At 39.8% G+C, this 22,563-nt stretch carries 19 protein-coding genes; 9 read left to right on the forward strand and 10 right to left on the reverse strand.

Features of this window, described 5'->3' with window-relative positions:
• Position 1: 1 nt before the first annotated feature.
• The 3 genes from ACSHZO_RS04955 to ACSHZO_RS04965 are packed head-to-tail and all read left to right on the forward strand — an operon-like array spanning position 2 to position 2,596.
• The gene (locus ACSHZO_RS04955) at positions 2–565 is read left to right on the forward strand and encodes a DUF2975 domain-containing protein (RefSeq protein WP_298245976.1); all 564 of its coding nucleotides are present in this window, start codon (positions 2–4) and stop codon (positions 563–565) included.
• Positions 566–567: 2 nt separating this feature from the next.
• On the forward strand, positions 568–774 hold the full coding sequence (locus ACSHZO_RS04960) for a helix-turn-helix domain-containing protein (protein ID WP_298245975.1): 207 nt from the start codon (positions 568–570) through the stop codon (positions 772–774).
• A gap of 49 nt (positions 775–823) precedes the next feature.
• Positions 824–2,596: a M61 family metallopeptidase gene (locus tag ACSHZO_RS04965; RefSeq protein WP_298245974.1), complete on the forward strand. Its 1,773-nt coding sequence runs from the start codon at positions 824–826 to the stop codon at positions 2,594–2,596.
• Between the two features lie 74 nt (positions 2,597–2,670).
• On the opposite strand, the gene ACSHZO_RS04970 is transcribed toward ACSHZO_RS04965, so the two are convergent.
• From ACSHZO_RS04970 to ACSHZO_RS04990, 5 genes are all read right to left on the reverse strand, one after another.
• Positions 2,671–2,967 carry a F0F1 ATP synthase subunit epsilon gene (locus ACSHZO_RS04970; protein ID WP_295177850.1) on the reverse strand — a complete coding sequence of 99 codons (297 nt, stop codon included), beginning with the start codon at positions 2,965–2,967 and terminating at the stop codon, positions 2,671–2,673.
• Positions 2,968–2,977: 10 nt separating this feature from the next.
• On the reverse strand, positions 2,978–4,489 hold the full coding sequence (gene atpD, locus ACSHZO_RS04975) for a F0F1 ATP synthase subunit beta (RefSeq protein WP_298245973.1): 1,512 nt from the start codon (positions 4,487–4,489) through the stop codon (positions 2,978–2,980).
• Between the two features lie 256 nt (positions 4,490–4,745).
• A complete protein-coding gene (gene glmS / locus ACSHZO_RS04980; RefSeq protein ID WP_298245972.1) occupies positions 4,746–6,593 on the reverse strand; it encodes a glutamine--fructose-6-phosphate transaminase (isomerizing) in 1,848 nt (615 codons plus the stop codon).
• 5 nt (positions 6,594–6,598) lie between these two features.
• Positions 6,599–8,134, reverse strand: a complete 1,536-nt coding sequence (locus ACSHZO_RS04985) for a DUF4270 domain-containing protein (RefSeq protein ID WP_298245971.1) — start codon at positions 8,132–8,134, stop codon at positions 6,599–6,601.
• A gap of 48 nt (positions 8,135–8,182) precedes the next feature.
• Positions 8,183–8,998, reverse strand: coding sequence for a glycogen/starch synthase (locus ACSHZO_RS04990; RefSeq protein WP_141879031.1), 816 nt, complete (start codon positions 8,996–8,998; stop codon positions 8,183–8,185).
• Between the two features lie 110 nt (positions 8,999–9,108).
• Between ACSHZO_RS04990 and panC the strand changes: the two genes are divergently transcribed.
• Genes panC through ACSHZO_RS05020 form a run of 6 tightly spaced genes read left to right on the forward strand, consistent with a single transcriptional unit; the run spans position 9,109 to position 15,018 of the window.
• Positions 9,109–9,960, forward strand: a complete 852-nt coding sequence (panC, locus tag ACSHZO_RS04995; RefSeq protein ID WP_298245970.1) for a pantoate--beta-alanine ligase — start codon at positions 9,109–9,111, stop codon at positions 9,958–9,960.
• A gap of 6 nt (positions 9,961–9,966) precedes the next feature.
• Positions 9,967–10,317, forward strand: coding sequence for an aspartate 1-decarboxylase (gene panD, locus ACSHZO_RS05000; RefSeq protein ID WP_298246226.1), 351 nt, complete (start codon positions 9,967–9,969; stop codon positions 10,315–10,317).
• Between the two features lie 4 nt (positions 10,318–10,321).
• On the forward strand, positions 10,322–11,287 hold the full coding sequence (locus tag ACSHZO_RS05005; RefSeq protein WP_298245969.1) for a lysylphosphatidylglycerol synthase transmembrane domain-containing protein: 966 nt from the start codon (positions 10,322–10,324) through the stop codon (positions 11,285–11,287).
• 35 nt (positions 11,288–11,322) lie between these two features.
• Positions 11,323–12,468, forward strand: coding sequence for an alpha/beta hydrolase (locus ACSHZO_RS05010; protein WP_298245968.1), 1,146 nt, complete (start codon positions 11,323–11,325; stop codon positions 12,466–12,468).
• Between the two features lie 18 nt (positions 12,469–12,486).
• Complete coding sequence (gene radA / locus ACSHZO_RS05015) at positions 12,487–13,851, forward strand: DNA repair protein RadA (protein ID WP_298245967.1); 1,365 nt, start codon at positions 12,487–12,489, stop codon at positions 13,849–13,851.
• Between the two features lie 33 nt (positions 13,852–13,884).
• Positions 13,885–15,018, forward strand: coding sequence for a peptidoglycan DD-metalloendopeptidase family protein (locus ACSHZO_RS05020; RefSeq protein WP_298245966.1), 1,134 nt, complete (start codon positions 13,885–13,887; stop codon positions 15,016–15,018).
• Here the strand turns inward: ACSHZO_RS05020 and ACSHZO_RS05025 are convergent.
• From ACSHZO_RS05025 to ACSHZO_RS05045, 5 genes are all read right to left on the reverse strand, one after another.
• Positions 15,015–16,049 (reverse strand): NADP(H)-dependent aldo-keto reductase, encoded by a 1,035-nt coding sequence (locus ACSHZO_RS05025; RefSeq protein WP_298245965.1) that lies wholly within the window; start codon positions 16,047–16,049, stop codon positions 15,015–15,017. The genes ACSHZO_RS05020 and ACSHZO_RS05025 overlap by 4 nt on opposite strands.
• 4 nt (positions 16,050–16,053) lie before the next feature.
• Positions 16,054–17,016 carry an OmpA family protein gene (locus ACSHZO_RS05030; RefSeq protein ID WP_298245964.1) on the reverse strand — a complete coding sequence of 321 codons (963 nt, stop codon included), beginning with the start codon at positions 17,014–17,016 and terminating at the stop codon, positions 16,054–16,056.
• A 7-nt stretch (positions 17,017–17,023) separates the two neighbouring features.
• Positions 17,024–17,788: an exodeoxyribonuclease III gene (locus ACSHZO_RS05035; protein ID WP_298245963.1), complete on the reverse strand. Its 765-nt coding sequence runs from the start codon at positions 17,786–17,788 to the stop codon at positions 17,024–17,026.
• 81 nt (positions 17,789–17,869) lie between these two features.
• Positions 17,870–20,866, reverse strand: coding sequence for a T9SS type A sorting domain-containing protein (locus ACSHZO_RS05040; protein ID WP_298245962.1), 2,997 nt, complete (start codon positions 20,864–20,866; stop codon positions 17,870–17,872).
• A gap of 120 nt (positions 20,867–20,986) precedes the next feature.
• Complete coding sequence (locus tag ACSHZO_RS05045) at positions 20,987–22,531, reverse strand: glycine--tRNA ligase (protein WP_298245961.1); 1,545 nt, start codon at positions 22,529–22,531, stop codon at positions 20,987–20,989.
• Positions 22,532–22,563 lie beyond the last annotated feature (32 nt).

Genomic DNA, 22,563 nt, shown 5'->3' on the forward strand with positions numbered 1-22,563 from the left:
CATGAATAAAAATAGCCTACTTAAAACCGCAGCTTTTCTCTGTCAGTTAATTAACGGAGCTTTCATTCTTGTCTTAGTTATTCTCACGATTGTTTTTATCCACTTTCAAGTTGATCGCGATTTTTATAATGGCTGGCATGCAGACAAACCGATAAAAGGCAATTCTATAAAATTCCAGAAAGTAATAGGAGAAGAACTTTCAGAAGAGGATGTTATCTATATGACCGATTGGAACACTTCATCGCTATACTTCAATTATCTAAGATTTGCAGGAATAATTCTTCTCATGTATCTGGCAATAAAACAATTTCAAGATGTTTTAAAGTCAGTAGAAAATCTGGAAACTTTTAAAACCACCAATGTGCAGGCATTCCATAGGATAGGAATTTATTGTCTTATTATTTCCGGACTATCATGGATTACCATGTGGGTTTTTGGCAATTATCACGTAAGTGGTTTTCATATTGATTTTGATTTTCTAATCATTGCTCTATTGGCTTTTATCTTTGCTGAAATTTTTAAAGAGGGAAATCAATTGATGGAAGAGAACAAACTAACCGTTTAAGTATGGCCATTATCATAAATCTGGACCGGATTCTGGAAGAAAGAGACATGAAAAGCAATGAACTGGCTGAAATGGTTGGCATCACCACTGCAAACCTGTCTATCCTTAAAACTGGTAAAGCCAAAGCTGTTCGGTTTTCCACACTTGAAGCTATTTGCCAGACTCTGGATTGCCAACCCGGGGATATTCTCGAATATTTGCCAGATTAGAGAATTTCCGATTTATTCTCTTAAATTTAGCTACCTAAAATTTCAATTTATGCGATTATTATTGTTACTGCTGTTAACTTCCATGGCAGCGACTTCACAGGTAAACACTTATAAAATTTCCTTCAGCAATGCAGTTCATCATGAAGCAAAAATAGAAGTAACATTTCCGAAGATAAAATCACAGGAACTAACTGTACGAATGAGCCGTACTTCTCCTGGTAGATACGCCCTGCATGAATTTGCTAAAAACGTGTACGGCTTCAAAGCTTTCAATAGCAAGGGAAAAGAATTAGAAATTACTAGAGAAGATCCTTATTCCTGGACGGTAAAGAATACAGATGGCACTGTTACCATAGAATATATACTTTACGCGAATCGCGGAGATGGCACCTATTCACAGGTTGATGCCAGCCATGCTCATTTAAATATCCCAGCATCCTTTATGTATTCTGAAGAATTAAAAGATCGTGATATTGAATTACAGATCGATCTTCGGGATCAACCAGACTGGAAGATCGCTACACAGCTTGAAAAGATCAATGAGAATACTTTTAAGTCGCCGGATCTTTATTATTTCATGGATAGCCCTATACAGATCAGCGATCATCAAGTCAGAAGTTTCGAGCATGATGGTCAGAAGATCGAATTTGTTCTGCATCACCAGGGAACTGAAGCTGAACTTGATCAATATTTTGAGCAGATCAAAGCGATCGTAGAACAGGAAGCAGCCGTTTTCGGCGAATTACCAGATTATGATTATGGCAGATATACCTTCCTGGCTTGCTATATGCCGAATGCCAGCGGCGACGGAATGGAACATCGTAACAGTACGATTCTCACAAAGACAGATGCTCTGGCAGATGGTGGAATGAAAGGCAATATTGGCACCGTTGCTCATGAATTTTTTCATGGATGGAATGTGGAACGTATTCGCCCGGCGGATCTAGAGCCCTTCAGTTTTTCTGAAGTAAATATGAGTCGAAATTTATGGTTTGCTGAAGGTTTCACAAGTTACTATACCGGATTGATCCTGCATCGTGCAGGCATCACTTCAGAAAAAGAATATATCGAAGGACTTTCCGGAACTTTTAATTATGTCTGGAATTCTCCTGCCACCCGCTATTTTAATCCTATGGAGATGAGCATGCAGGCACCTTTTGTAGATGCCGCAAAGTCTGTAGATCCTGTAAATCGTGAAAATACTTTTATCTCTTATTATTCCTACGGAAGTATCCTTGGTCTTGCACTTGATCTTTCATTAAGAGAAAATGATCTGAATCTCGATGATTTTATGAAAATGATATGGCAGAAGTATGGCAAGAATGAAGTTGCTTACGATACAGAGGATATCGAAAATACACTTACAGCATATGCGGGCAAAGAATTCTCAGATAATTTCTTCGCAAAACATATAAGAACGGGTGGACAACCGGAATATATGAAGTTGTTCGATCAGGTAGGTGTAAGCATCGCTCAGGACAGCAAAAAGAATCATTTTGGAGCTAGTTTCCGGGAAACAGAGAATGGCCTGGAAATTAGTCGGAATACCGTAATAGGAAGTCCTGCCTATAAAGCCGGCCTGGACGAAGGAGATTTGATCACCTCAGTAAATGGAACTCCAGTACATACTTCAGAAGCAATGGAAAAATTGATAGCCGGAACTGCTGAAGGTAAAAAGATAAAGCTCGAGTATCATCGATTTGGAAACACTGAAACTACTTCCGTAGAACTTTCAACAGACCCTGAATACAAGATCATTTTATCTGAAAATGCTTCGAAAGAACAATTAAAGAACCGAAAGAAATGGCTGGAATCTAAATAATTACCAGTATAACAATGCACATAAAAAAAGCCTTTCAGAAATGAAAGGCTTTTAATTTTATAAGAATGAGAATATTAATCGGCTAAAATGATCGCTTTATTATCCTTCATCTCAAGAACTCCACCTTTGATGGTGTAGAATAAAACTTCAGTATTATTTCCTTCTGTTCTAAAAGCCGACTGATCCTTAGCTTTGATCTCGTTCGAGCTTCCGGCTGCAAGGTCGATCTTTACATCGCCTTCAGTAAGAACAGATACGATAGGTGCGTGATTGTTCAGCATCTGGAATTCACCATCATGACCTGGAACTTTCACAGCATCTACTTTAGCTCTGAATACTACCGCCTCTGGAGTAACTATCTCTAAATACATTTAACGAATTTTAGTTTTCAGCAAGCATTTTCTCACCAGCTTCGATCGCTTCCTCTATGGTTCCTTTAAGGTTAAAGGCTGCTTCCGGATACTTATCAAGCTCTCCATCCATAATCATGTTGAAACCTTTGATGGTATCTTTAATATCTACAAGCACACCTTTAAGACCAGTAAACTGCTCTGCTACGTGGAATGGCTGAGAAAGGAAACGTTGAACACGTCTTGCTCTGGATACTGCCAGCTTATCTTCTTCGGAAAGTTCTTCCATACCAAGAATAGCGATAATATCCTGAAGCTCTTTATATCTCTGTAAAAGCTCCTTCACTCTTTGTGCACAATCATAATGTTCATTTCCTAAGATATCTGGAGTAAGAATCCTTGAAGTAGAATCCAAAGGATCTACTGCAGGATAAATACCTAGCTCAGCAATCTTACGAGAAAGTACCGTTGTAGCATCCAGGTGGGCAAATGTTGTTGCCGGTGCTGGGTCGGTAAGGTCATCTGCAGGTACGTAAACCGCCTGTACAGATGTAATAGATCCATTTTTAGTAGAAGTAATTCGCTCCTGCATGGCACCCATCTCGGTTGCTAGCGTTGGCTGATATCCTACTGCTGATGGCATACGTCCTAGAAGTGCAGACACCTCTGAACCAGCCTGTGTAAAACGGAAAATGTTATCTACGAAGAAAAGAACGTCTTTCCCCTGACCTTCTCCAGCTCCATCACGGAAATATTCCGCGATCGTAAGACCAGAAAGGGCAACACGTGCACGTGCTCCAGGTGGTTCGTTCATTTGTCCAAATACGAAGGTAGCCTTAGACTCCTTCATGATTTCTTTATCTACTTTCTGAAGATCCCATCCGCCTTCTTCCATAGAATGCATGAAATCGTCACCGTACTTGATAATTCCAGACTCCAACATCTCTCTAAGAAGGTCATTCCCTTCACGAGTACGTTCACCAACTCCTGCGAAAACAGAAAGTCCACCGTGACCTTTAGCGATATTGTTAATTAATTCCTGGATAAGTACTGTTTTTCCAACTCCCGCACCTCCAAAAAGTCCAATCTTACCACCTTTAGAATAAGGTTCGATAAGGTCAATTACTTTAATTCCAGTAAAGAGAACTTCAGTAGACACAGATAAATCTTCAAATTTTGGCGCCTGGCGGTGAATTGGCAATCCATCTACACCTGCTTTTGGCAAGTTTCCAAGACCGTCAATCGCATCACCAATAACGTTGAAAAGACGTCCGTAAACATCTTTACCAACTGGCATTTGAATAGGATTTCCGGTATTAAGAACATCAACACCACGGCTAAGACCGTCAGTAGAGTCCATAGAGATCGTTCTTACAGTATCTTCTCCAATATGTGATTGTACTTCAAGAACTAAAGTAGAACCATCTTTTCTGGCGATTTCCAAAGAATCGTAGATCTTTGGCAGTTCAGCGTTTTCTGAGTCGAACACAACGTCAACTACAGGACCAATAATCTGGGCAACTTTACCTGTGACTTTAGACATTTATCTAATTCTTTTAATTTTATTACGTAAAATTCAAATACCTACTCGCTTGATTTCAAAATTGATAAATCAGAAATAGGTCATTTTCAGGGTGCAAAGATAAATTTTTCTCTGAAAAAACAGATTGAAATAAAGAGAAGTTTTTAATGATTTAAAAATGCCTGAATTTTCAACGTTGAACCGTGCTAAAATTCTTATAAAAACGAAAAAGCCTCTTCGATCGAAGAGGCTTTTTTATCAAGTATATGAATAATTACTATTCTACAGTAACAGACTTTGCAAGGTTACGCGGTTGATCCACATTTTTTCCAAGCATTACTGCAATATGATAAGATAATAACTGTAATGGGATCGTTGTAAGCAACGGAGTAAGTGATTCTAACGTTTCTGGAACTTCGATTACATAATCTGCAAGATCTCTAACTTCTTCATCTCCTTTAGTAACGATACCAATGATCTTTCCTTTTCTGGATTTGATCTCCTGTATATTACTCACTACTTTCTCGTAATGTCCTTTCTTAGTAGCGATCACTACAACTGGCATTTGCTCATCGATCAATGCGATTGGTCCATGCTTCATCTCTGCTGCAGGATAACCTTCAGCGTGGATGTAAGAAATTTCTTTTAGTTTCAAAGCTCCTTCAAGAGCTACAGGGAAGTTATAACCTCTACCCAAATAAAGGCAGTTTGGAGCATCTTTATATTTAGCAGCAATTTCCTGGATAAGCTCATCAGACTTAAGCGCCTCTTTAACTTTCTCCGGAATTCGCTCTAACTCCTGTAAATGGAATTGGAAATCGCTATGAGAAATGGTCCCTTTAAACTTTCCAAGCTTAAGAGCCATTAATGTAAGCACTGTTATTTGAGTTGTAAATGCTTTTGTGGAAGCAACACCAATTTCTGGTCCCGCATGTGTATAAGCTCCTGCATGAGTTTCTCTTGATATTGATGATCCTACAACGTTACATACTCCAAACGTGAAAGCTCCTTTTTCTTTAGCAAGCTTAATCGCCGCCATAGTATCTGCAGTCTCACCACTCTGCGATATGGAAATAACCACGTCGTGTTCTGAAATCACCGGGTTCCTATATCTAAATTCTGAAGCATATTCGACTTCTACAGGAATTCTGGCAATATCTTCAAATATATATTCAGCTACAAGTCCAGCATGCCATGAAGTACCACAAGCAACAATTATGATACGTTTTGCATTCGCGATACGCTCCATATTATCGTCTACCCCGGCCATTCTAATGATGCCTTGATCTACCAGCATTCTACCTCTATAGGTGTCACTAATTGCATTTGGCTGCTCATGAATTTCCTTAAGCATAAAGTGCTCGTATCCACCTTTTTCGATCTGCTCCAGGTTCATTTGCAGTTCCTGTACATAAGGATCTACTAGTGAATCATCATGGATCTTTCTCACTTTCACATCCTTGTCTCTACGAATAACTGCCATCTCTCCGTCTTCCAGGTAGATCGCATTATTAGTAAATTCCAGAAATGGTGATGCATCTGACGCTACGAAGAATTCATCTTCTCCAACTCCAATAGCCAACGGACTTCCCAGTCTTGCTACTACAATTTCGTCTGGCTTCGTCTTGTTGAAAACAGCGATCGCATAAGCGCCTATAGTTTGGTTTAAAGCAATCTGAACTGCTTTACCTAATTTCACCTTTTCATTTATAATCACATCTTCTATAAGATTTACCAATACTTCAGTATCGGTATCACTTTTAAAAGTATAACCACGTTTTTTCAATTCCTTCTTCAAAGAATCATAATTCTCAATGATCCCATTATGGATAATAACAAGGTCACCAGAATTTGAATAGTGAGGGTGAGAGTTTACATCATTTGGCTCTCCGTGGGTTGCCCATCTTGTATGACCAATTCCAACAGTTCCATTTGTAGTAACTTCCTCCTCGAATTTATTCTTTAGATCGGCTACTTTACCTTTCGTTTTACACATCTTCAGCTCCTCACCATCGTATAGAGCGATACCGGCGCTATCGTACCCACGATATTCCAGTCTTTGTAATCCTTTTAAAACAATAGGGTAAGCTTCTCTATGCCCTATGTATCCAACAATTCCACACATATTTCTTAATTATAGTTGGTATAATATATTCTCAATTTTAATCTCTTATTTTCGTCTGCGGAATTGCTGCCGTGCAATACGGTTCCTTCCGGAGTTAATACAGAACCCGTAGGTATTCTGGTAAGCTCTTCTGAATTTCTTACTGCAGAATTTAAGGAACCTGCAATTACTCCCTGACTTGACCTTGAAACTACCGTATTAATATTAGGTACTGCTACAAGTCCTAGTTTTACATTATCTCCATCATTATTCAGAATGTTGGATAAATGGTTAGTAATTCTTAAAGTATAATAATAACCGTCTTCTCCTTCTTCGACCTGCAACGGACTTGAAAAAGTCGTCAAACTAGTTGAAGGATCTGCAGCATTTAACGTAAGATCTATCGCATAATCGCCAAGAAAAACATTATTAGTAAAATCATACAAATATAGTCTATCTGGATTTTCACCTTCATATACATCACGATTTACAAAGAATTCCAGAGTAGCTTCATTGATCAATAAATCTTCTGATCTTAGATCCTGAAGCACCAATGTATCTGGAAATAGTTCAATAATAGCCATACTTCCCTGCTGTCCTTTAATATAAAGATTTTCAGCACCGGTTTCTGAAGATTGAGACTGGATTTCCTGCAAAACATTAGATGGATATGCTCCTTCCAATAGATTCACTCTGTTTCCAGAAGCAAAATTCAAGGTATAACTACCACGAACATTTTCTTCAATTTCATCATCTACCTCACGATCACTGCGGTAATACAAGGTAACCTTTGCATCCTGATTATTCAGATTAAAGAATATTTGTGATCCTTCAGTTCCATTCTCTTCAGCTTTAATGTATAAATTTCTGAAGTAGTTTCTGAAATCGGTATTCGAGGATAATTCCGAAGAACCTTCCTTATTAATGATCTTCGTCTCGAAGTAATCCACAGGAAGTTTTATCCTGAAAGACGGTGTATTGGCGATAGTATCGGTTCCATCTTCCCCAACTTCGTAAGAATCGAAAGCTAAAGGCGAAGGAATGAAATTCTCTTCTTCATAGATCGCTGGCCCTACAATATTCTGCTCGAATACTTGCTTTTGATCTGAATAATATCTCTGAGCCGATTCGAAACCAGCATCAGGATCGAGGTCATTCAACAAGAAGTTCGTCTCGAAAATGGATAATTTAAAAGAACCATTTCCATAAATAGAATCCAGTTCATATGTTACCTCATCATCATCTGAAGTGGCTGCTTCCGAAGAATAATAAGGGATTTTAAGAACTACACTATCAAGTTCTACATTGTCTCCAAAATCCGGATCTAATGTAGATAATCTCAACTCGCTAACTATACTAGCGACAGATTTACCGTAAAGATCGTGATTGGTGACGCCCAGAAATAAGTTGGACGAGTTATTGGTTTGTACTGAATTAAGCTTTTTAGTGTAGGCATTCACATTGAACTCCCGAACTTCTACATTGGAAGGATTTGTTATGATCTCTCCACCTATTTCTGAAAAGTCTTCGTCACACCCTACAAAAGCGGAAATAACAGCCATAAAGACTGTTATTCTGTATAAATTATTTAATCTCATTTAAAAATTTTCTTACGATTCTGACAATACTTTAGTGTCATAAAATTCCTGATACGCATGAGAGAAATTTTCTTTTTCGGTATAAGGAAGAACCGGTTTATTAAGCTTCTTAATGTAATCCTGCAACTCTTCAGGCACATCATCACCACCCATTACTACAGCATCTGAATTATCTACTGCCGTCTTCAAAATATTTACGAAGTTTGGAGTTTTTAGATGTTTTACGTTAGCATTTTCAAAACCATCAAACAAAATTTTCTCACGTAGTTCTTCATCTAACGTTCCATCGAAACTTTGATTGTAAACAGAGGTCACAATTTTTGCGTCACGGAATAACGGCTCATTCCCGTAATAATTTCTCAAATAAAGTGGTAGAAGAGAAGATAACCATCCATGTACATGAATGATATCTGGAGACCAGTTCAGCTTTTTCACTGTTTCGATCACGCCTTTTGCAAAGAAAATTGCTCTTTCGTCATTGTCAGAAAAGAGATTTCCATCTTCATCTGTTAAGGTTGCCTTCCTTTTAAAATAATCTTCGTTATCAATAAAGTAAACCTGCATTCTTTCCTTTGGAATGGAAGCCACTTTAATGATTAGAGGCATATCAAGATCATTGATCACCAGGTTCATCCCGGATAATCGAATCACTTCATGTAATTGGTGCCTTCTTTCATTGATATTTCCGAATCTTGGCATAAAGATCCTTATCTGTCCGCCCAGGTTATTAACCATTTTTGCAGCTTCGAAGGAAGTAGATGAGATATCGGTTTCAGGTAAGTACGGTATAACTTCAGACGAGACGTATAACACTCTCTTATCTTTCATATATTCTTTGCTTTAGTTACGTTTCCGAATAAAAAACACGCAAAATTACAAAATTTTATGCAGATTGCCACAGATATATTAAGTTTGCACGCTGTTAATTTTAAAATAAAATGCAGGTTTTTAGGGAGAAAGGACGTTTACTTGAGGCTATTCGCGAGAAGAAATCTGAAGAAAAGAGCATCGGACTGGTGCCAACCATGGGTGCTTTACACGAAGGTCATCTATCCCTGGTTCAATTCGCCACGCAACAGACAGACCAGGTTGTTGTATCCATATTTGTAAATCCAACTCAATTTGACGATCCGGTTGATCTGGAAAAATACCCCAGAAATCTCGAACAGGATATCGCATTATTAAAGACAAAATTCGAAGATTTGTGGATTTTTAGTCCTAATGCGACTGAACTTTATGATGGTAAGATCGTTTCCCAACAATTTGACTTTGGTGGTTTGGAGACCGTCATGGAAGGAAAATTTAGAAATGGACACTTTAATGGTGTTGGTACCGTGGTGAAAAAATTGTTCGAAGCCACTGAACCTGACAAGGCTTTTTTCGGTGAAAAGGATTTCCAACAATTGCAGATTATACGCAAACTTACAGATCTCACAAAATTACCGGTAGAAATCATTGGCTGTCCAATTTTAAGAGAGGATAGCGGACTTGCAAGGTCGTCACGAAATGAACGTCTAAGTGATGTAAACAGGCAGAAAGCAGCTTTTATTTATAAAACGCTACAAACTGCCAGCGAGCTATTTGGCACAAAAAGTGCGAAAGAAGTGACAGACTGGGTTGAGGCGGCATTTCTAGATCAGGATGTTCTGGAACTGGAATATTTTATGATTGCTGAAGCTAATAGTCTTCAAAAAATTGAAACCAAAGAAAAAGAAAAACAATACAGGGCGTTCATCGCAGTATATGCAGACGACATTCGTCTCATCGATAACATCGCTCTGAATAATTAATTCATGATGCAGATTCACGTAGTAAAATCCAAAATTCACAGAGTTAAAGTAACCGGTGCAGATCTAAATTATATTGGTAGTATCACTATCGATGAAGATCTAATGGAAGCGGCGAATATTACTGAAGGTGAAAAAGTACAGATCGTTAATAATAACAACGGTGAACGTCTTGAAACTTATGTAATTCCAGGTCCTAGAAATTCAGGAGAGATCACGCTTAATGGAGCTGCAGCCAGAAAAGTGGCTAAAGGAGATATTCTTATCATTATCGCCTACGGAATTATGGAAATGGAAGAAGCTAAAAACTTCAAGCCCTCATTGGTATTTCCTGATGAAGAAACCAATCTTTTGAAATAAGTCGTTGAGCAAAAAATTCAAAAAGTTTTTAAAAATTAGTATCCCCTTATTTCTGGGGATTTTTTTGGTATGGTACTCATTACAGAGTTCTACTGCTCAAGAACGTTCAAGCCTGTGGAAAAGTATTGTTGATGCCAACAAACTCTGGATTGCAGTATCTTTTGTTCTTGGAACGCTTTCACATCTTTCCAGGGCTTATCGCTGGAAGTTTATGCTGGAGCCAATGGGTTATACCACCCGGCTTCCAAACCGATTCATGGCGGTTATGGTCGCCTATCTTGCCAACTTCGGAATTCCAAGATCTGGTGAAGTTTTGCGTGCTGCCACGCTCACTACTTATGAAAAAGTTCCTTTTGAAAAAAGTTTCGGAACCATTATTTCTGAAAGAGTTGCTGATCTACTTATTTTAATGCTCATTATTGGCGTTGCGCTTATTTTACAAACCGACGATCTTCTGGGCTACCTGCATGACCAGAACATTAAACCTATGAATACCCTACTCATTTTTCTAGGATTGGTAGGACTCGGGGTTTTAGGCCTTACAGTTATCAAAAGATCGAACTGGGGACCTTTTAAAAAAATAAAAAAACTCGCAAAAGGACTGCTGGAAGGGATGCGAAGTATCCTGAACATGCGCCAGAAATGGGCTTTTATAGCACATACCATCTTCATCTGGTCAATGTATCTATGCATGTTCTTCGTAATAAAACTAAGCGTTCCTGAGACTGCAGATGCTACACCAGGCACCATTCTGGCTGCATTCGTTGTGGGAAGTTTTGCCGTATCAGCGACTAATGGCGGCATAGGCGTTTATCCACTAGCCGTAGGCGGAATCCTGATGTTCTTTGGTATCGAATCACATGCTGCTGAAGCGCTTGGCTGGATCTCCTGGGCAACTCAAACCGCTGTGGTTCTGGTATTTGGCGGACTATCATTTATCCTGTTACCGCTTTTTAATAACAGGAAATAATACTTACCTTTCCGGTCCGAATCAATACTACACCTATGAACCGTTTATCAACCATGCTATTGGCACTCATTCTGCCTATAGTGAGCTGGTCTCAGATCCTGCATGAGACCGTCAATTCTCAAAAGTTAGGAGAGAAAAGAGAAATCAAAATCCAACTTCCCAGAAATTACGAACAGAATTCAGAAAAAAGATACCCGGTTGTGGTCGTTCTGGATGGAGACTACCTGTTTGAACCCGTAGCTGGTATGGTAGATTATTATTCATACTGGAAAGACGTTCCTGAAATGATCGTTGTTGGAATCAACCAGGATGGAATTCGTATGGAAGATACTTCCTATGGAGAAAATTCTCTTCCTGTGGATAAAGGTGCCAAATTCTTCGAATTTATTGGAATGGAACTACTCGCCAGTCTCGATCAAAAATACAGAACAGCAAATTTCCGTATGATCGTAGGACATGATTTTACCGCCAATTTTATCAATTATTATCTCCTTAAACAAGAGCCCATTTTCAAAGGTTACATTAATCTTAGTCCAGATCTGGCTCCAGAAGTAGCGAACTGGGTTACAGATGCTTTAGAATCTTCAGAATCCAAAAAATGGTTCTATCTGGCTACATCTAACGAGGATATACCTGCACTAAAATCTGGCATTGCAACTTTCGATAATCAACTCAAAAATATCAACAACAAGCTGGTTTCTTATAAATTTGAAGAATTTACAGGGGAATCTCATTACTCGCTGGTTGGCAAGGCCATACCTTCGGCAATCTCAAGTATGTTTGAGATCTACCGTCCTATATCAACCAAAGATTACAATGAGATCCTTCTGCAAACTTCTATTTCTCCTACCCAATATCTGACCGAGAAATATGAATCTATAGAAGAGCTTTATGGTCTTAAAAGACAGATAAGCATTAATGATTTTATGGCTGTTCATAATGCCATAGAAAAGACACGTAACTGGGAAGCCTATAAGGGTCTTTACAAACTTGCATTTGATCATTATCCGGGAACCATGTTAGGAACATTCTTCGAAGCTAGACATGAAGAAGAAACCGGTAATCCTAAAAAGGCAATGCGTATGTATCAAAATGCCTACGGACAAAAAAGTATCGCTTTTCTGGATGCGGATTATATGCTGGAGAAGGCAGATGCAATCAAAAAAGATTTCGGTTACTAGCAGAATATAATTTAGGAAATGGCGAAGGTAAAGACAACATTCTATTGTCAGAAATGTGGTGCACAATACGCAAAATGGCAGGGGAAATGCAACAGTTGCGGCGATTGGAATACGATAGTAGAAGAGCTTGTTGCAAAACCTGAAAAAAAGGACTGGAAAACGAGTGCCAGTAAGGAAGCTAAAAAATTAGCTAGGCCTTTGCTCATTGCTGAGATTGAAACCACACCACACGATCGCCTTAACACTGGTAATAATGAACTAAATCGTGTACTTGGAGGTGGTCTCGTCCCGGGATCGCTTACTTTGCTTGGTGGTGAACCGGGAATTGGAAAAAGTACGCTACTACTTCAGATAAGTCTGCAGTTAAAATACAAGGTTTTATACGTTTCCGGAGAAGAAAGTCAGCAGCAGATCAAGATGCGAGCTGAACGTATCGATCCTAATCCTGCCAATTGTTTTATCCTTACCGAAACGAAAACTCAGAATATTTTCCGTCAGGTAGAAGAGATCGAGCCTGAAGTAGTTATTATCGATTCGATCCAGACCTTACATAGTGACTATATTGAAAGCGCACCGGGAAGTATTTCGCAGATAAGGGAATGCACCGCAGAGCTTATAAAATTTGCTAAGGAAAGTAATACTCCGGTCATTTTGATTGGACATATCACGAAGGAAGGAAGTATTGCTGGCCCGAAGGTTCTGGAACATATGGTTGATACCGTTTTGCAGTTTGAAGGAGATCGAAATCATGTATACAGGATCCTTAGAGCGCATAAAAACCGCTTCGGAAGCACTCACGAACTGGGTATTTATGAAATGCAGGGCAGCGGACTACGGGAAGTCAATAACCCTTCAGAAATACTTATTTCCAAGAATGATGAAGATCTAAGTGGAACAGCCATCGCTTCTACACTGGAAGGAATGCGACCGCTAATGATCGAAATTCAGGCTTTGGTAAGTACCGCTGTATATGGGACTCCACAACGCTCTACCACGGGTTATAATGCTAAAAGATTGAATATGCTGCTGGCAGTTCTGGAGAAAAGAGCTGGCTTCAGGCTGGGAGCGAAAGATGTTTTCTTAAATGTTACAGGTGGTATTAGTGTCGATGACCCGGCGATAGATCTCGCAGTTGTCGCTGCAATTCTGTCTTCAAATGAAGATATTGCACTTCCAAAAGATATCTGTTTTGCTGCTGAAATTGGCCTCGCCGGTGAAGTGAGACCTGTGACAAGGGTCGAGCAAAGAATTCTTGAGGCTGAAAAACTTGGTTTTGCCAGCATTATGGTTTCCAGGCAAAATAAATTCCCCAAATCTGAATATCATATCAGGATCGTTAAAGTTTCCAAAATTGAAGATGTTGTAAGTCAACTTTTTGAATAGACTGGCACAATTGCTGCGTATATTTAGCTCGATATGAAGCAAATATGCAACCTTTGGTATATTCTTATTTTGTTGCTTATTTCTGGCTGTTCTCAGCTGGAAAAAGCTGAAGATCTTATTTCAGGTCTTTCTGAAAAAGAGAAGTATCAGCGCGAACAGAATATTTCTGATGAACTATTCAGCCTTTGGGAATCAAGAATCCAGAAAGCTTTAAATGATAGTATCGAAGTTGAAATGCCGTATATTGAAGCAGGAAACCTAAAACCGAAGAGCTTTAGTATTTACTCCTACCAGGCGTATTTAAAACCAGGTGAGATCCTGAACACCAATTTTAAAACGGACACCTCCTCTACCCTTATTTTTACTGAAATCTACCGTCGTAACAAACAAACTAAGAAATTTGAACAGGTTCTAAAACCTAAATCTGAAGGTTCTGTTTCCTACGAAGTGGAAGAAAACGGACTCTATAAAGTGATCTTTCAGCCAGAAATTGAAGCTCATACGGCATTTACAATCCAACTTTCCATACTACCAGCTTATCAATTTCCAGTTTCTGGCGGGAACAATGCAGATATTGGGAGTTACTGGGGAGATATTCGGGATGGTGGTAAACGTGATCATGAAGGCATCGATATTTTTGCCGATCGTGGAACACCAGTAATCGCCACGACTTCTGGGAGAATAAGCTATTCCGGAGAAAAGGGCCTTGGTGGAAAACAAGTATGGCTGCGTGATTCAAAACGCTCTCAATCTATTTATTACGCTCACCTGGATAGTATAGTTCCAAATTTAAATTCGGTCAAGACCGGTGATACCCTTGGATTTGTTGGCAACACTGGAAACGCTAAAACAACACCTCCGCATTTACACTTCGGAATATATCGCAGGAACACCGGAGCAATCGATCCGCTGGGATTTGTTTATAAAACTGAAACCCTGGAAAGTGCTATTCCGAAGGAAAATGAAATAGCGCAGCAACTTAGAGTAATTTCAACGAAAGCAAACCTGCGGAATAAAGCAGCTGCCAGTAATTCTAAAATAATGAAAACTGCCAGAAATGGTGCATTGTTGTTTGTGCAGGGAAAAACGGCCGACTGGTACCATGTTCGTGATAGCCTCGACCGTTCTATGTATGTACATGAAAGCCTGGTAAGCCCAAATATTTAGGGTGCAGGATTGGGAATTTGCTGATGGATCTCATCGATCTCTTTCAGGATTTCATCGCTAAGAACGATATTAATACTCTCGATATTTTCCTTTAATTGCTCCATGGTGGTAGCTCCAATAATATTGCTGGTCACGAATTTCTGCTGGTTCACGAAAGCCAATGCCAGATGGGTTAAACTAAGCTCATGCTTATCTGCTAGATCTTTGTATTTCCTGGTTGCCTCGACTGCCAGATCATTTGAATATCTCTTATACTGCGGAAACAGATCTAAACGGGAATTCTTTTGAATACCATTTAAATGCTTTCCACTAAGCGTTCCCATTCCAAGCGGTGAGTACGGAAATAAGCCTACATTCTCCCGATGAAGTATTTCTGTCAATCCAACTTCATCCTTTCGATTCAACAGACTGTATGGATTTTGAACGGTCACTACTCTAGGCAGTTTATCTCCCGCTGCCTGAAGGAATTTCATGAGTCCGTAGGGAGTTTCATTACTTAAACCTATATGACCAATTTTTCCCTGTTGAACAAACTCCTGCAAAGATTCCAGGATCTCTTGGAAGTTCTCTTCCCATTCTTCAGATTCATCATGCTTATAATCCAGTTTTCCGAAGAAATTGGTATTACGTTCCGGCCAGTGCAATTGGTAAAGATCGATATGATCTGTTTGTAATCTCTTTAAAGAGTTATGTAATGCATCCTGGATAGCTTCCTTGTGAAACCCAAGATTTTCGCGAATATGCGAAACCATATCTCCGGGACCAGCTACTTTACTGGCGATCACCACATCGTCTCTTCTTCCGGTTTTCTTTAACCAGGATCCAATCACTTTTTCTGTACTTCCCTGAGTTTCTGCCTTCGTTGGGATCGAATACATTTCAGCAGTATCGATAAAGTTCACACCTTTATCCAGGGCGTAATCTATTTGCTCGTGACCTTCAGCCTCTGTATTCTGTTCGCCCCAGGTCATGGAACCAAGACAGATCTTACTAACTTTTATATTGGTATTCGGTAGATTGCTATATTTCATCTAATTATTCAATTTCATTAAGAACACGAGTGATTTCATCCAGTTTTGGAGTAAGAATCACTTCAATTCTACGGTTTTTGGCTTTTCCTGCTTCAGATTCATTTTTAGCGATTGGTGCATATTCACCTCTACCAGCAGCAGTAAGACTTTGAGGGTCAATCTGGTTGTTTTCTCGTAAAATCTGTACTATGGACGTCGCTCTTTTGGTAGAAAGATCCCAGTTATCCTTTAACTGTCCGCTTCCACCATAAGGCACATTATCTGTATGTCCTTCAATTAGAACTGCGATATCGGGATTTTGCGCAAGTACGCTCCCCAGCTGTTTTACCGCTTTTCTTCCTTCCTGATTTACTGCCCAGCTACCGGAATCGAACAGCAATTTGTTTTCCATGGAAACATATACTTTCCCATCTTTTTGCTCAACGCTTAATCCTTTACCTTCAAAATTTGTAAGCGCATTGGAAACAGCATTCTTAAGAGCGTTCATCTTAGCGTCTTTAGCTGCAATAACAGACTCCAGTTCATCGATTCTTTGCGAACGGAGATTAAGGTCTTTTTGAAGTTTTTCCAGTCGGTTCTTTTCAGTAAGCAGGTCGGCTTCCTTTTCGTCTAATTGCGCCAATAGCTCCCTGTTTTGACGGGAATTCTCCAGTATCGCTGCTGAACTGTTTTGCTCAAGGGCGTCATAAGATTCTTCCAGGCTGGAATAGTTCTTCTGCAACGCAGCATATTTCTGCATGAGATCATTTCGCTCTGTCGTTTCAGCATCGTACTCCTTTTGTAAGCTGGCAAGATCATTCCCAAGCTTTTCCGAATTACTTCGGAAGGAATTGAGGTCCTCATTCATACTTCTGTTCTCACGTTGAAGATCTGCATTCCTGCCTTCAAGATCATTGTATTTTTTTGATGACACACAGGAAGTTCCCAATGCCAGTAAAGTGGATATTGTAAGGATTTTTAGTTTCATAATTTCTTTATTTTTCGATTTCTACTAAAACGGGACAATGGTCGCTATGGTATGCTTCAGGCAGAATAACTGCTCTTTTCAGGCGATCTTTCAAGGATGTTGCTACCAGGTTATAATCGATTCTCCATCCTTTATTATTATTTCGTGCATTGGCTCTGTAACTCCACCAGGAATATTGATCTGGTTCCTCATTAAAATGACGGAAGCTGTCTATAAAGCCACTTTGCATCAACCTATCGATCCATTGTCGTTCTTCAGGAAGAAATCCGGAAGTGTTTTTCAACCGCACAGGATCATGAATATCGATGGCTTCGTGACAAATGTTATAATCCCCGCCAATGATCAAATTAGGTCTGGAATTTTTAAGTTCATCTATATAATACTGGAAGTCTTCCATGAATTTGTACTTAAAATCGAGCCTTGCGGTATTGGTACCCGATGGCAGATAAAGACTCATGACTGAAAGTTCTCCAAAATCTGCTCGAATCACACGGCCTTCATAATCCATATAATCGATCCCGGTGCCATATTCTACATGATCTGGTTTAGTTTTACTCAAAATTGCCACGCCGCTATATCCTTTCTTAGTTGCCGGATACCAGTATTGATATGGATAGCCAGCTTTTTCAAAGACTTCCAGATCAAGTTGTTCTGGGGTAGCTTTTATTTCCTGGATAAGAACCACATCTGGATTTGCCTGTTGCAACCAGTCAAGAATACCTTTCCTGATGGCAGCCCTGATGCCGTTTACATTATATGATATTATAGTCATAGGAGTCGAATTTGCGCAAAAATAACGCTATCTGAACTTTTCGTCGTCCCGGATAGCGTTATGATTTATTTAAAATGATCGTTATTTTACGATAAAGCGTTTTACTTTTCCAACTTTTCGGGTACCTACGCGAACCAGGTAAACTCCCCTCGCAGCATATGACATATCCAGATCGTAGACATAACCATCCCCTTCATTAAGGATCAGGTTTTCCAGGAGCAATTGGCCGCTAATATCATGAACTGTGAGGCGTAGAGGTTCATTAAAGCTTGTTTCCATTACTACCCTGTAATGTCCTTCTATGGTTGGATCTGAAACCACGATCAATTCAGCTTCATTCAGGATGAAGTCTTCAATATCTAAAGTACTGTCAATGATATTTACTGAATAATCATGTGTTGTTCCATAGGCCATTACTGAACATGGATCATTTAGATCTCCATCAAAACTGGTATCACCAGCTCTTATTCTAAGTAAGTGTTGTCCCAATGTAGCATTTTCAGGTAAACTGAAATTATAGGTAAAAGGTGTATTGATTTCCGGAATCACTTCTGAAGTGATCAGTCTTTCAGAATCTTCAAAAACCGCGTTATCGTTTAGATCGATCCACATGGAAAACTTCTCCACATCATCATCTGCAAAATTGGTTTGAACAGTTACGCTGTAATCGTTGATTGATCGATCAAGATTCGTAGTACCTCCAATAAAATCAAGATATCCTGTAGTACATGGAATCCTTTCATTTACAAAATCATTGATCTCGAAATAAAATATGCCATCTCCCTGAGAGCAATCTGAACCTTCAGGAATACAATCTAAATTAGCAACCGACGTTCTTTCTGAATCGTTCGATGGATCAAAGTCGTTTGCCAGCCTGGTTCTGGCCGTAATCGTATATCGCCCGGAACTTGAAAAATTAGAAGTCTGATTAAAAGTATAAACTTCAAGACCTCCTACTTCAAGGGTACCATTAAAAACTTCAGAAACGGTAGCATTATTTCCAACCTGATAAGAAACCGGGATATTGCTTTGCGCCTCTCCCCCAAAGTTTTCGATCGTGACCGTCACCTGCTCAGAAGCACTCAAGTTCTCTCCAGATTCCGGCGCGTCGATGGAAGTAACTCCAACATCATTTGGCGGTAAATTCTTTACCTCAGCTTCAATACTATCGTTTCCAGGATTGACATCGCCCTCAAGACTGGTAGAGATCACCAGTGTATAGATCTGGCCTACTTCGGAAAGATCTGCGAGTTCAGAAAAATTAAATTCAGCAACACTTTCCGCAGGAATGGTTTCAGTATAGGTCTGAGTTACCGTTTCACCACCATTTATGGTATAGCTGATCTCAAAATTAGATTGAGGATTAAGTCCGAAGTTTCTAAGCCTGATGCTAATTTGTTCTGAAGCGGTTAAACTTGCATCTTCGGGACTTTCCAGGCTAATCACTCCAATATCGTTGAGTTCTGTTGCAGAAAATCTAAAAACTCCCACTTTATTAAGACGTCTTGTTCCTTCAAAATATTCCGCATTATGCCAGAAGGTAAGATCATCTACCGGGTCTATGCTTAGATGCGCATAGTCTCCATAGCGACCAAAAGGACTGGGCTGCGGACTCAATCCCTCCACAATGCTCTGCTCTTCGATGCTCATGACTCCCAATGCGTCATTCACATATCGCCCGGTATAACGAATGGATGGGAAAATTGGATCCACAGGATTATCATCCAGAATTGTAAAACCAAGAGCTATATTTCCCCGGGCATCTATCCCTATGCTTCCACTAAATCTATCACTCGGGTCCGGGGCGTAGGTACCTTCCTGGTAAACGCTCCAGGCTGCGCCATCGTTCGCCTGTCTTAGTTCATACCAGCGAATGCCTGCATGTTCCGCAGGACTAGCATCCACATCTACCACAAAGTTCATTACGACCGAATTGTGGTCTTCGAACCTGCGATACTGCGTCATATACATCATGGCACCTTGCAGGGCATCAATATCTGTATCACTTCCCGGCTGAGCAAGATTCTTAAAGCTACCACCATCAAAAGTCGCTATAAATGGTGAAACACCATCAGTAAGTTCCTGACTTAACCTTATGCTGGAAGAAGAAAGGTCCTCCCAGTTTACATCCATAAGCCAGATCTTTAAATGATCTTCATTTACCCCGGCCCATTGATCGTCCTGTAAATAAATTATTGGTGCATCTCCCGCAGGCGGAAGATCTGATCCCATCACACTAAAACCTGCCGGACTGTAGAAACCGTTATTCTGAATTCCCGGTAAAGGAAAACCCAGTATTCTAACATCATTTGCACCAGCCAGCATTTTATCACGCTCCAGTACATAAACTATTTCTTTACCCTGTGGTTCTAAAGCATCCTTGTTGGTAGTGATATAATAACCATCGCTCCAAAGTGAAATTTTCGGGTAATCTGGCAGTGATTCCAGGTCAAATCTATAGGTATACCATCCACTATTTACGGGGTCGGGACCCTGAGAAACTGCAAAAAGCAGTGCTGCCGGAGAATTACTCGTACCTCTTGGTGCAAGGTCATCGCTAAATTGCATTACCACGAACCTATCTGCCGACTCATCGTAGAAAACGATAGGATCCCCATCGGTTTCATCATTGAAAGCTCCACCGATACTAGCGAGCGAAGAACCAGGAATTAAAACATTTCCCTGCTTATCCCAGATCGCAAATTCAGAATTCCATGCATTCACGTAATGATTTCGGCCTACGGCACCGGTAGGATCTGAGGGAGTTGATCTCGTATCTGCTCCATCAAAAGTAAATATTGGCGCTTTCGCCGGGATATCACCTTTTTTCTTTTGAACAGTAGGATCATCTCTTTTTGGCAGGCCTTTTCCTGGAACGATCTTGTTGATCCCCCTGTTTCTCGGATTATAAAGCTTTTGCTTTTTGGTAGAAGGAATCAATCGTTTCTTTGAAAGTGCTCCCGATTTAATTACGCTGGCAGAATCTATGAATGCAGGTCCCATTCTTTCTTTCTGCTGGGAAAAAACGTTCAGGTGAAAAAGAAATAAAAGAGGTAGTAATAGTATATATTTTTTCATCGCGAATGCATCAACTTCAATAATGACTAAAAATAGACATTATCAAATTTAATCAATATAAAAAAGGCAATTAATCGCTTAATTGCCTTTATATCGGGACTATACCAGAAATGAATATTTCTAAACGAAATCTTTCATCCAGGTTTTAAAGTCGGTTTCTTTTCTTATCAATGCATCGAGTTCAGAGATTTTTACTCTTTTCTGTTCCATGGTATCTCGGAATCTCACTGTAACTGAATCATCTTCCAGGGAATCATGATCTACCGTAATACAAAGCGGAGTTCCGGCAGCATCCTGTCTTCTATATCTACGCCCAATGGCATCTTTCTCATCATACTGCACTCTGAAATCCCATTGTAGTTCATCAATGATCTTATGTGCGAGTTCCGGCAAGCCGTCTTTCTTCACCAGTGGCAATACTGCTGCTTTTGTTGGAGCCAGTACCGCAGGAAGTTTTAAAACTGTACGAGTATTCCCGTCTTCCAATTGTTCTTCTTTTAGCGAAGATGAAAGAACGGCCAGGAACATACGATCAAGACCTATCGAGGTTTCGATCACGTAAGGCACATAATTCTCTTTAAGCTCAGGATCGTAGAACCTCAGCTTTTTACCAGAGTGTTCTTCGTGAGCTTTAAGGTCAAAATCTGTTCTTGAATGAATTCCTTCAAGTTCCTTAAATCCAAATGGGAAATCAAATTCTATATCTGCAGCTGCGTTAGCGTAATGTGCTAATTTTTCATGGTCATGGAATCTATAATTCTCTTCACCCAGACCTAGTGATCTATGCCAGTTCAATCTTATTTCTTTCCATTTCTCGTACCATTCAAGTTCTTCACCTGGTCGTACAAAAAATTGCATTTCCATTTGTTCAAACTCTCTCGTTCTGAAGATGAACTGTCTGGCTACAATTTCATTTCTGAAGGCTTTACCGATCTGTGCTATCCCGAAAGGAATTTTCATTCTCCCTGTTTTCTGAACATTCAGAAAGTTTACAAAGATACCCTGAGCAGTTTCAGGTCTCAGGTATAAATCTGTAGCAGAATCGGCTGAAGCTCCCAGTTTTGTTCCAAACATGAGGTTGAACTGTCTAACTTCAGTCCAGTTCTTAGAACCTGTATCGGGATCTGCGATTTCAAGTTCTTCTATTAACTTTTTGACATCAGCAAGGTCTTCATTGGTAAGCGAGCGAGCCAGTCTTTCAAGGATCTCTTTGCGATCACTAAGATATCTTTGCACTCTTGGATTAGTCTGCCTGTACATTTCTTCATCGAAATCTTCACCAAACCTTTTCTTCGCTTTTGCTATTTCCTTTTCTGCCTTCTGAAGTAGCTTTTCAGCATAATCCTCTACCAGAACATCTGCGCGATATCTCTTTTTAGAATCTTTATTGTCAATAAGAGGATCGTTAAAGGCATCCACGTGGCCAGAAGCTTTCCAGGTAGTGGGATGCATCAAGATCGATGCGTCTATACCAACAATATTCTGGTGTAACTGGGTCATACTTCTCCACCAGTACTCCTTAATGTTTTTCTTCAGCTCAGCTCCATTCTGGCCATAGTCATATACAGCACTCAGGCCATCATAGATCTCACTGGATTGAAAAATATACCCATACTCCTTCGAATGGGAAATCACGTTCTTAAAAAGGTCTTCTTGTTTTGCCATGGAACAAAAATAAAAAAACCGCCCTGAATAAG

The organism is Christiangramia sp. 3-2217-3z, from assembly GCF_051195275.1.
In the GTDB taxonomy this organism is placed as follows: domain Bacteria; phylum Bacteroidota; class Bacteroidia; order Flavobacteriales; family Flavobacteriaceae; genus Christiangramia; species Christiangramia marina.

Excerpts from the sequence above, each read along its gene's own strand:
- ACSHZO_RS04955 (WP_298245976.1), top strand. The coding sequence starts at position 2 with ATGAATAAAAATAGCCTACTTAAAACCGCAGCTTTTCTCTGTCAGTTA.
- ACSHZO_RS04960 (WP_298245975.1), top strand. The coding sequence starts at position 568 with ATGGCCATTATCATAAATCTGGACCGGATTCTGGAAGAAAGAGACATG.
- ACSHZO_RS04965 (WP_298245974.1), top strand. The coding sequence starts at position 824 with ATGCGATTATTATTGTTACTGCTGTTAACTTCCATGGCAGCGACTTCA.
- ACSHZO_RS04970 (WP_295177850.1), bottom strand. The coding sequence starts at position 2,967 with ATGTATTTAGAGATAGTTACTCCAGAGGCGGTAGTATTCAGAGCTAAA.
- atpD (WP_298245973.1), bottom strand. The coding sequence starts at position 4,489 with ATGTCTAAAGTCACAGGTAAAGTTGCCCAGATTATTGGTCCTGTAGTT.
- glmS (WP_298245972.1), bottom strand. The coding sequence starts at position 6,593 with ATGTGTGGAATTGTTGGATACATAGGGCATAGAGAAGCTTACCCTATT.
- ACSHZO_RS04985 (WP_298245971.1), bottom strand. The coding sequence starts at position 8,134 with ATGGCTGTTATTTCCGCTTTTGTAGGGTGTGACGAAGACTTTTCAGAA.
- ACSHZO_RS04990 (WP_141879031.1), bottom strand. The coding sequence starts at position 8,998 with ATGAAAGATAAGAGAGTGTTATACGTCTCGTCTGAAGTTATACCGTAC.
- panC (WP_298245970.1), top strand. The coding sequence starts at position 9,109 with ATGCAGGTTTTTAGGGAGAAAGGACGTTTACTTGAGGCTATTCGCGAG.
- panD (WP_298246226.1), top strand. The coding sequence starts at position 9,967 with ATGCAGATTCACGTAGTAAAATCCAAAATTCACAGAGTTAAAGTAACC.
- ACSHZO_RS05010 (WP_298245968.1), top strand. The coding sequence starts at position 11,323 with ATGAACCGTTTATCAACCATGCTATTGGCACTCATTCTGCCTATAGTG.
- radA (WP_298245967.1), top strand. The coding sequence starts at position 12,487 with ATGGCGAAGGTAAAGACAACATTCTATTGTCAGAAATGTGGTGCACAA.
- ACSHZO_RS05020 (WP_298245966.1), top strand. The coding sequence starts at position 13,885 with ATGAAGCAAATATGCAACCTTTGGTATATTCTTATTTTGTTGCTTATT.
- ACSHZO_RS05025 (WP_298245965.1), bottom strand. The coding sequence starts at position 16,049 with ATGAAATATAGCAATCTACCGAATACCAATATAAAAGTTAGTAAGATC.
- ACSHZO_RS05030 (WP_298245964.1), bottom strand. The coding sequence starts at position 17,016 with ATGAAACTAAAAATCCTTACAATATCCACTTTACTGGCATTGGGAACT.
- ACSHZO_RS05035 (WP_298245963.1), bottom strand. The coding sequence starts at position 17,788 with ATGACTATAATATCATATAATGTAAACGGCATCAGGGCTGCCATCAGG.
- ACSHZO_RS05040 (WP_298245962.1), bottom strand. The coding sequence starts at position 20,866 with ATGAAAAAATATATACTATTACTACCTCTTTTATTTCTTTTTCACCTG.
- ACSHZO_RS05045 (WP_298245961.1), bottom strand. The coding sequence starts at position 22,531 with ATGGCAAAACAAGAAGACCTTTTTAAGAACGTGATTTCCCATTCGAAG.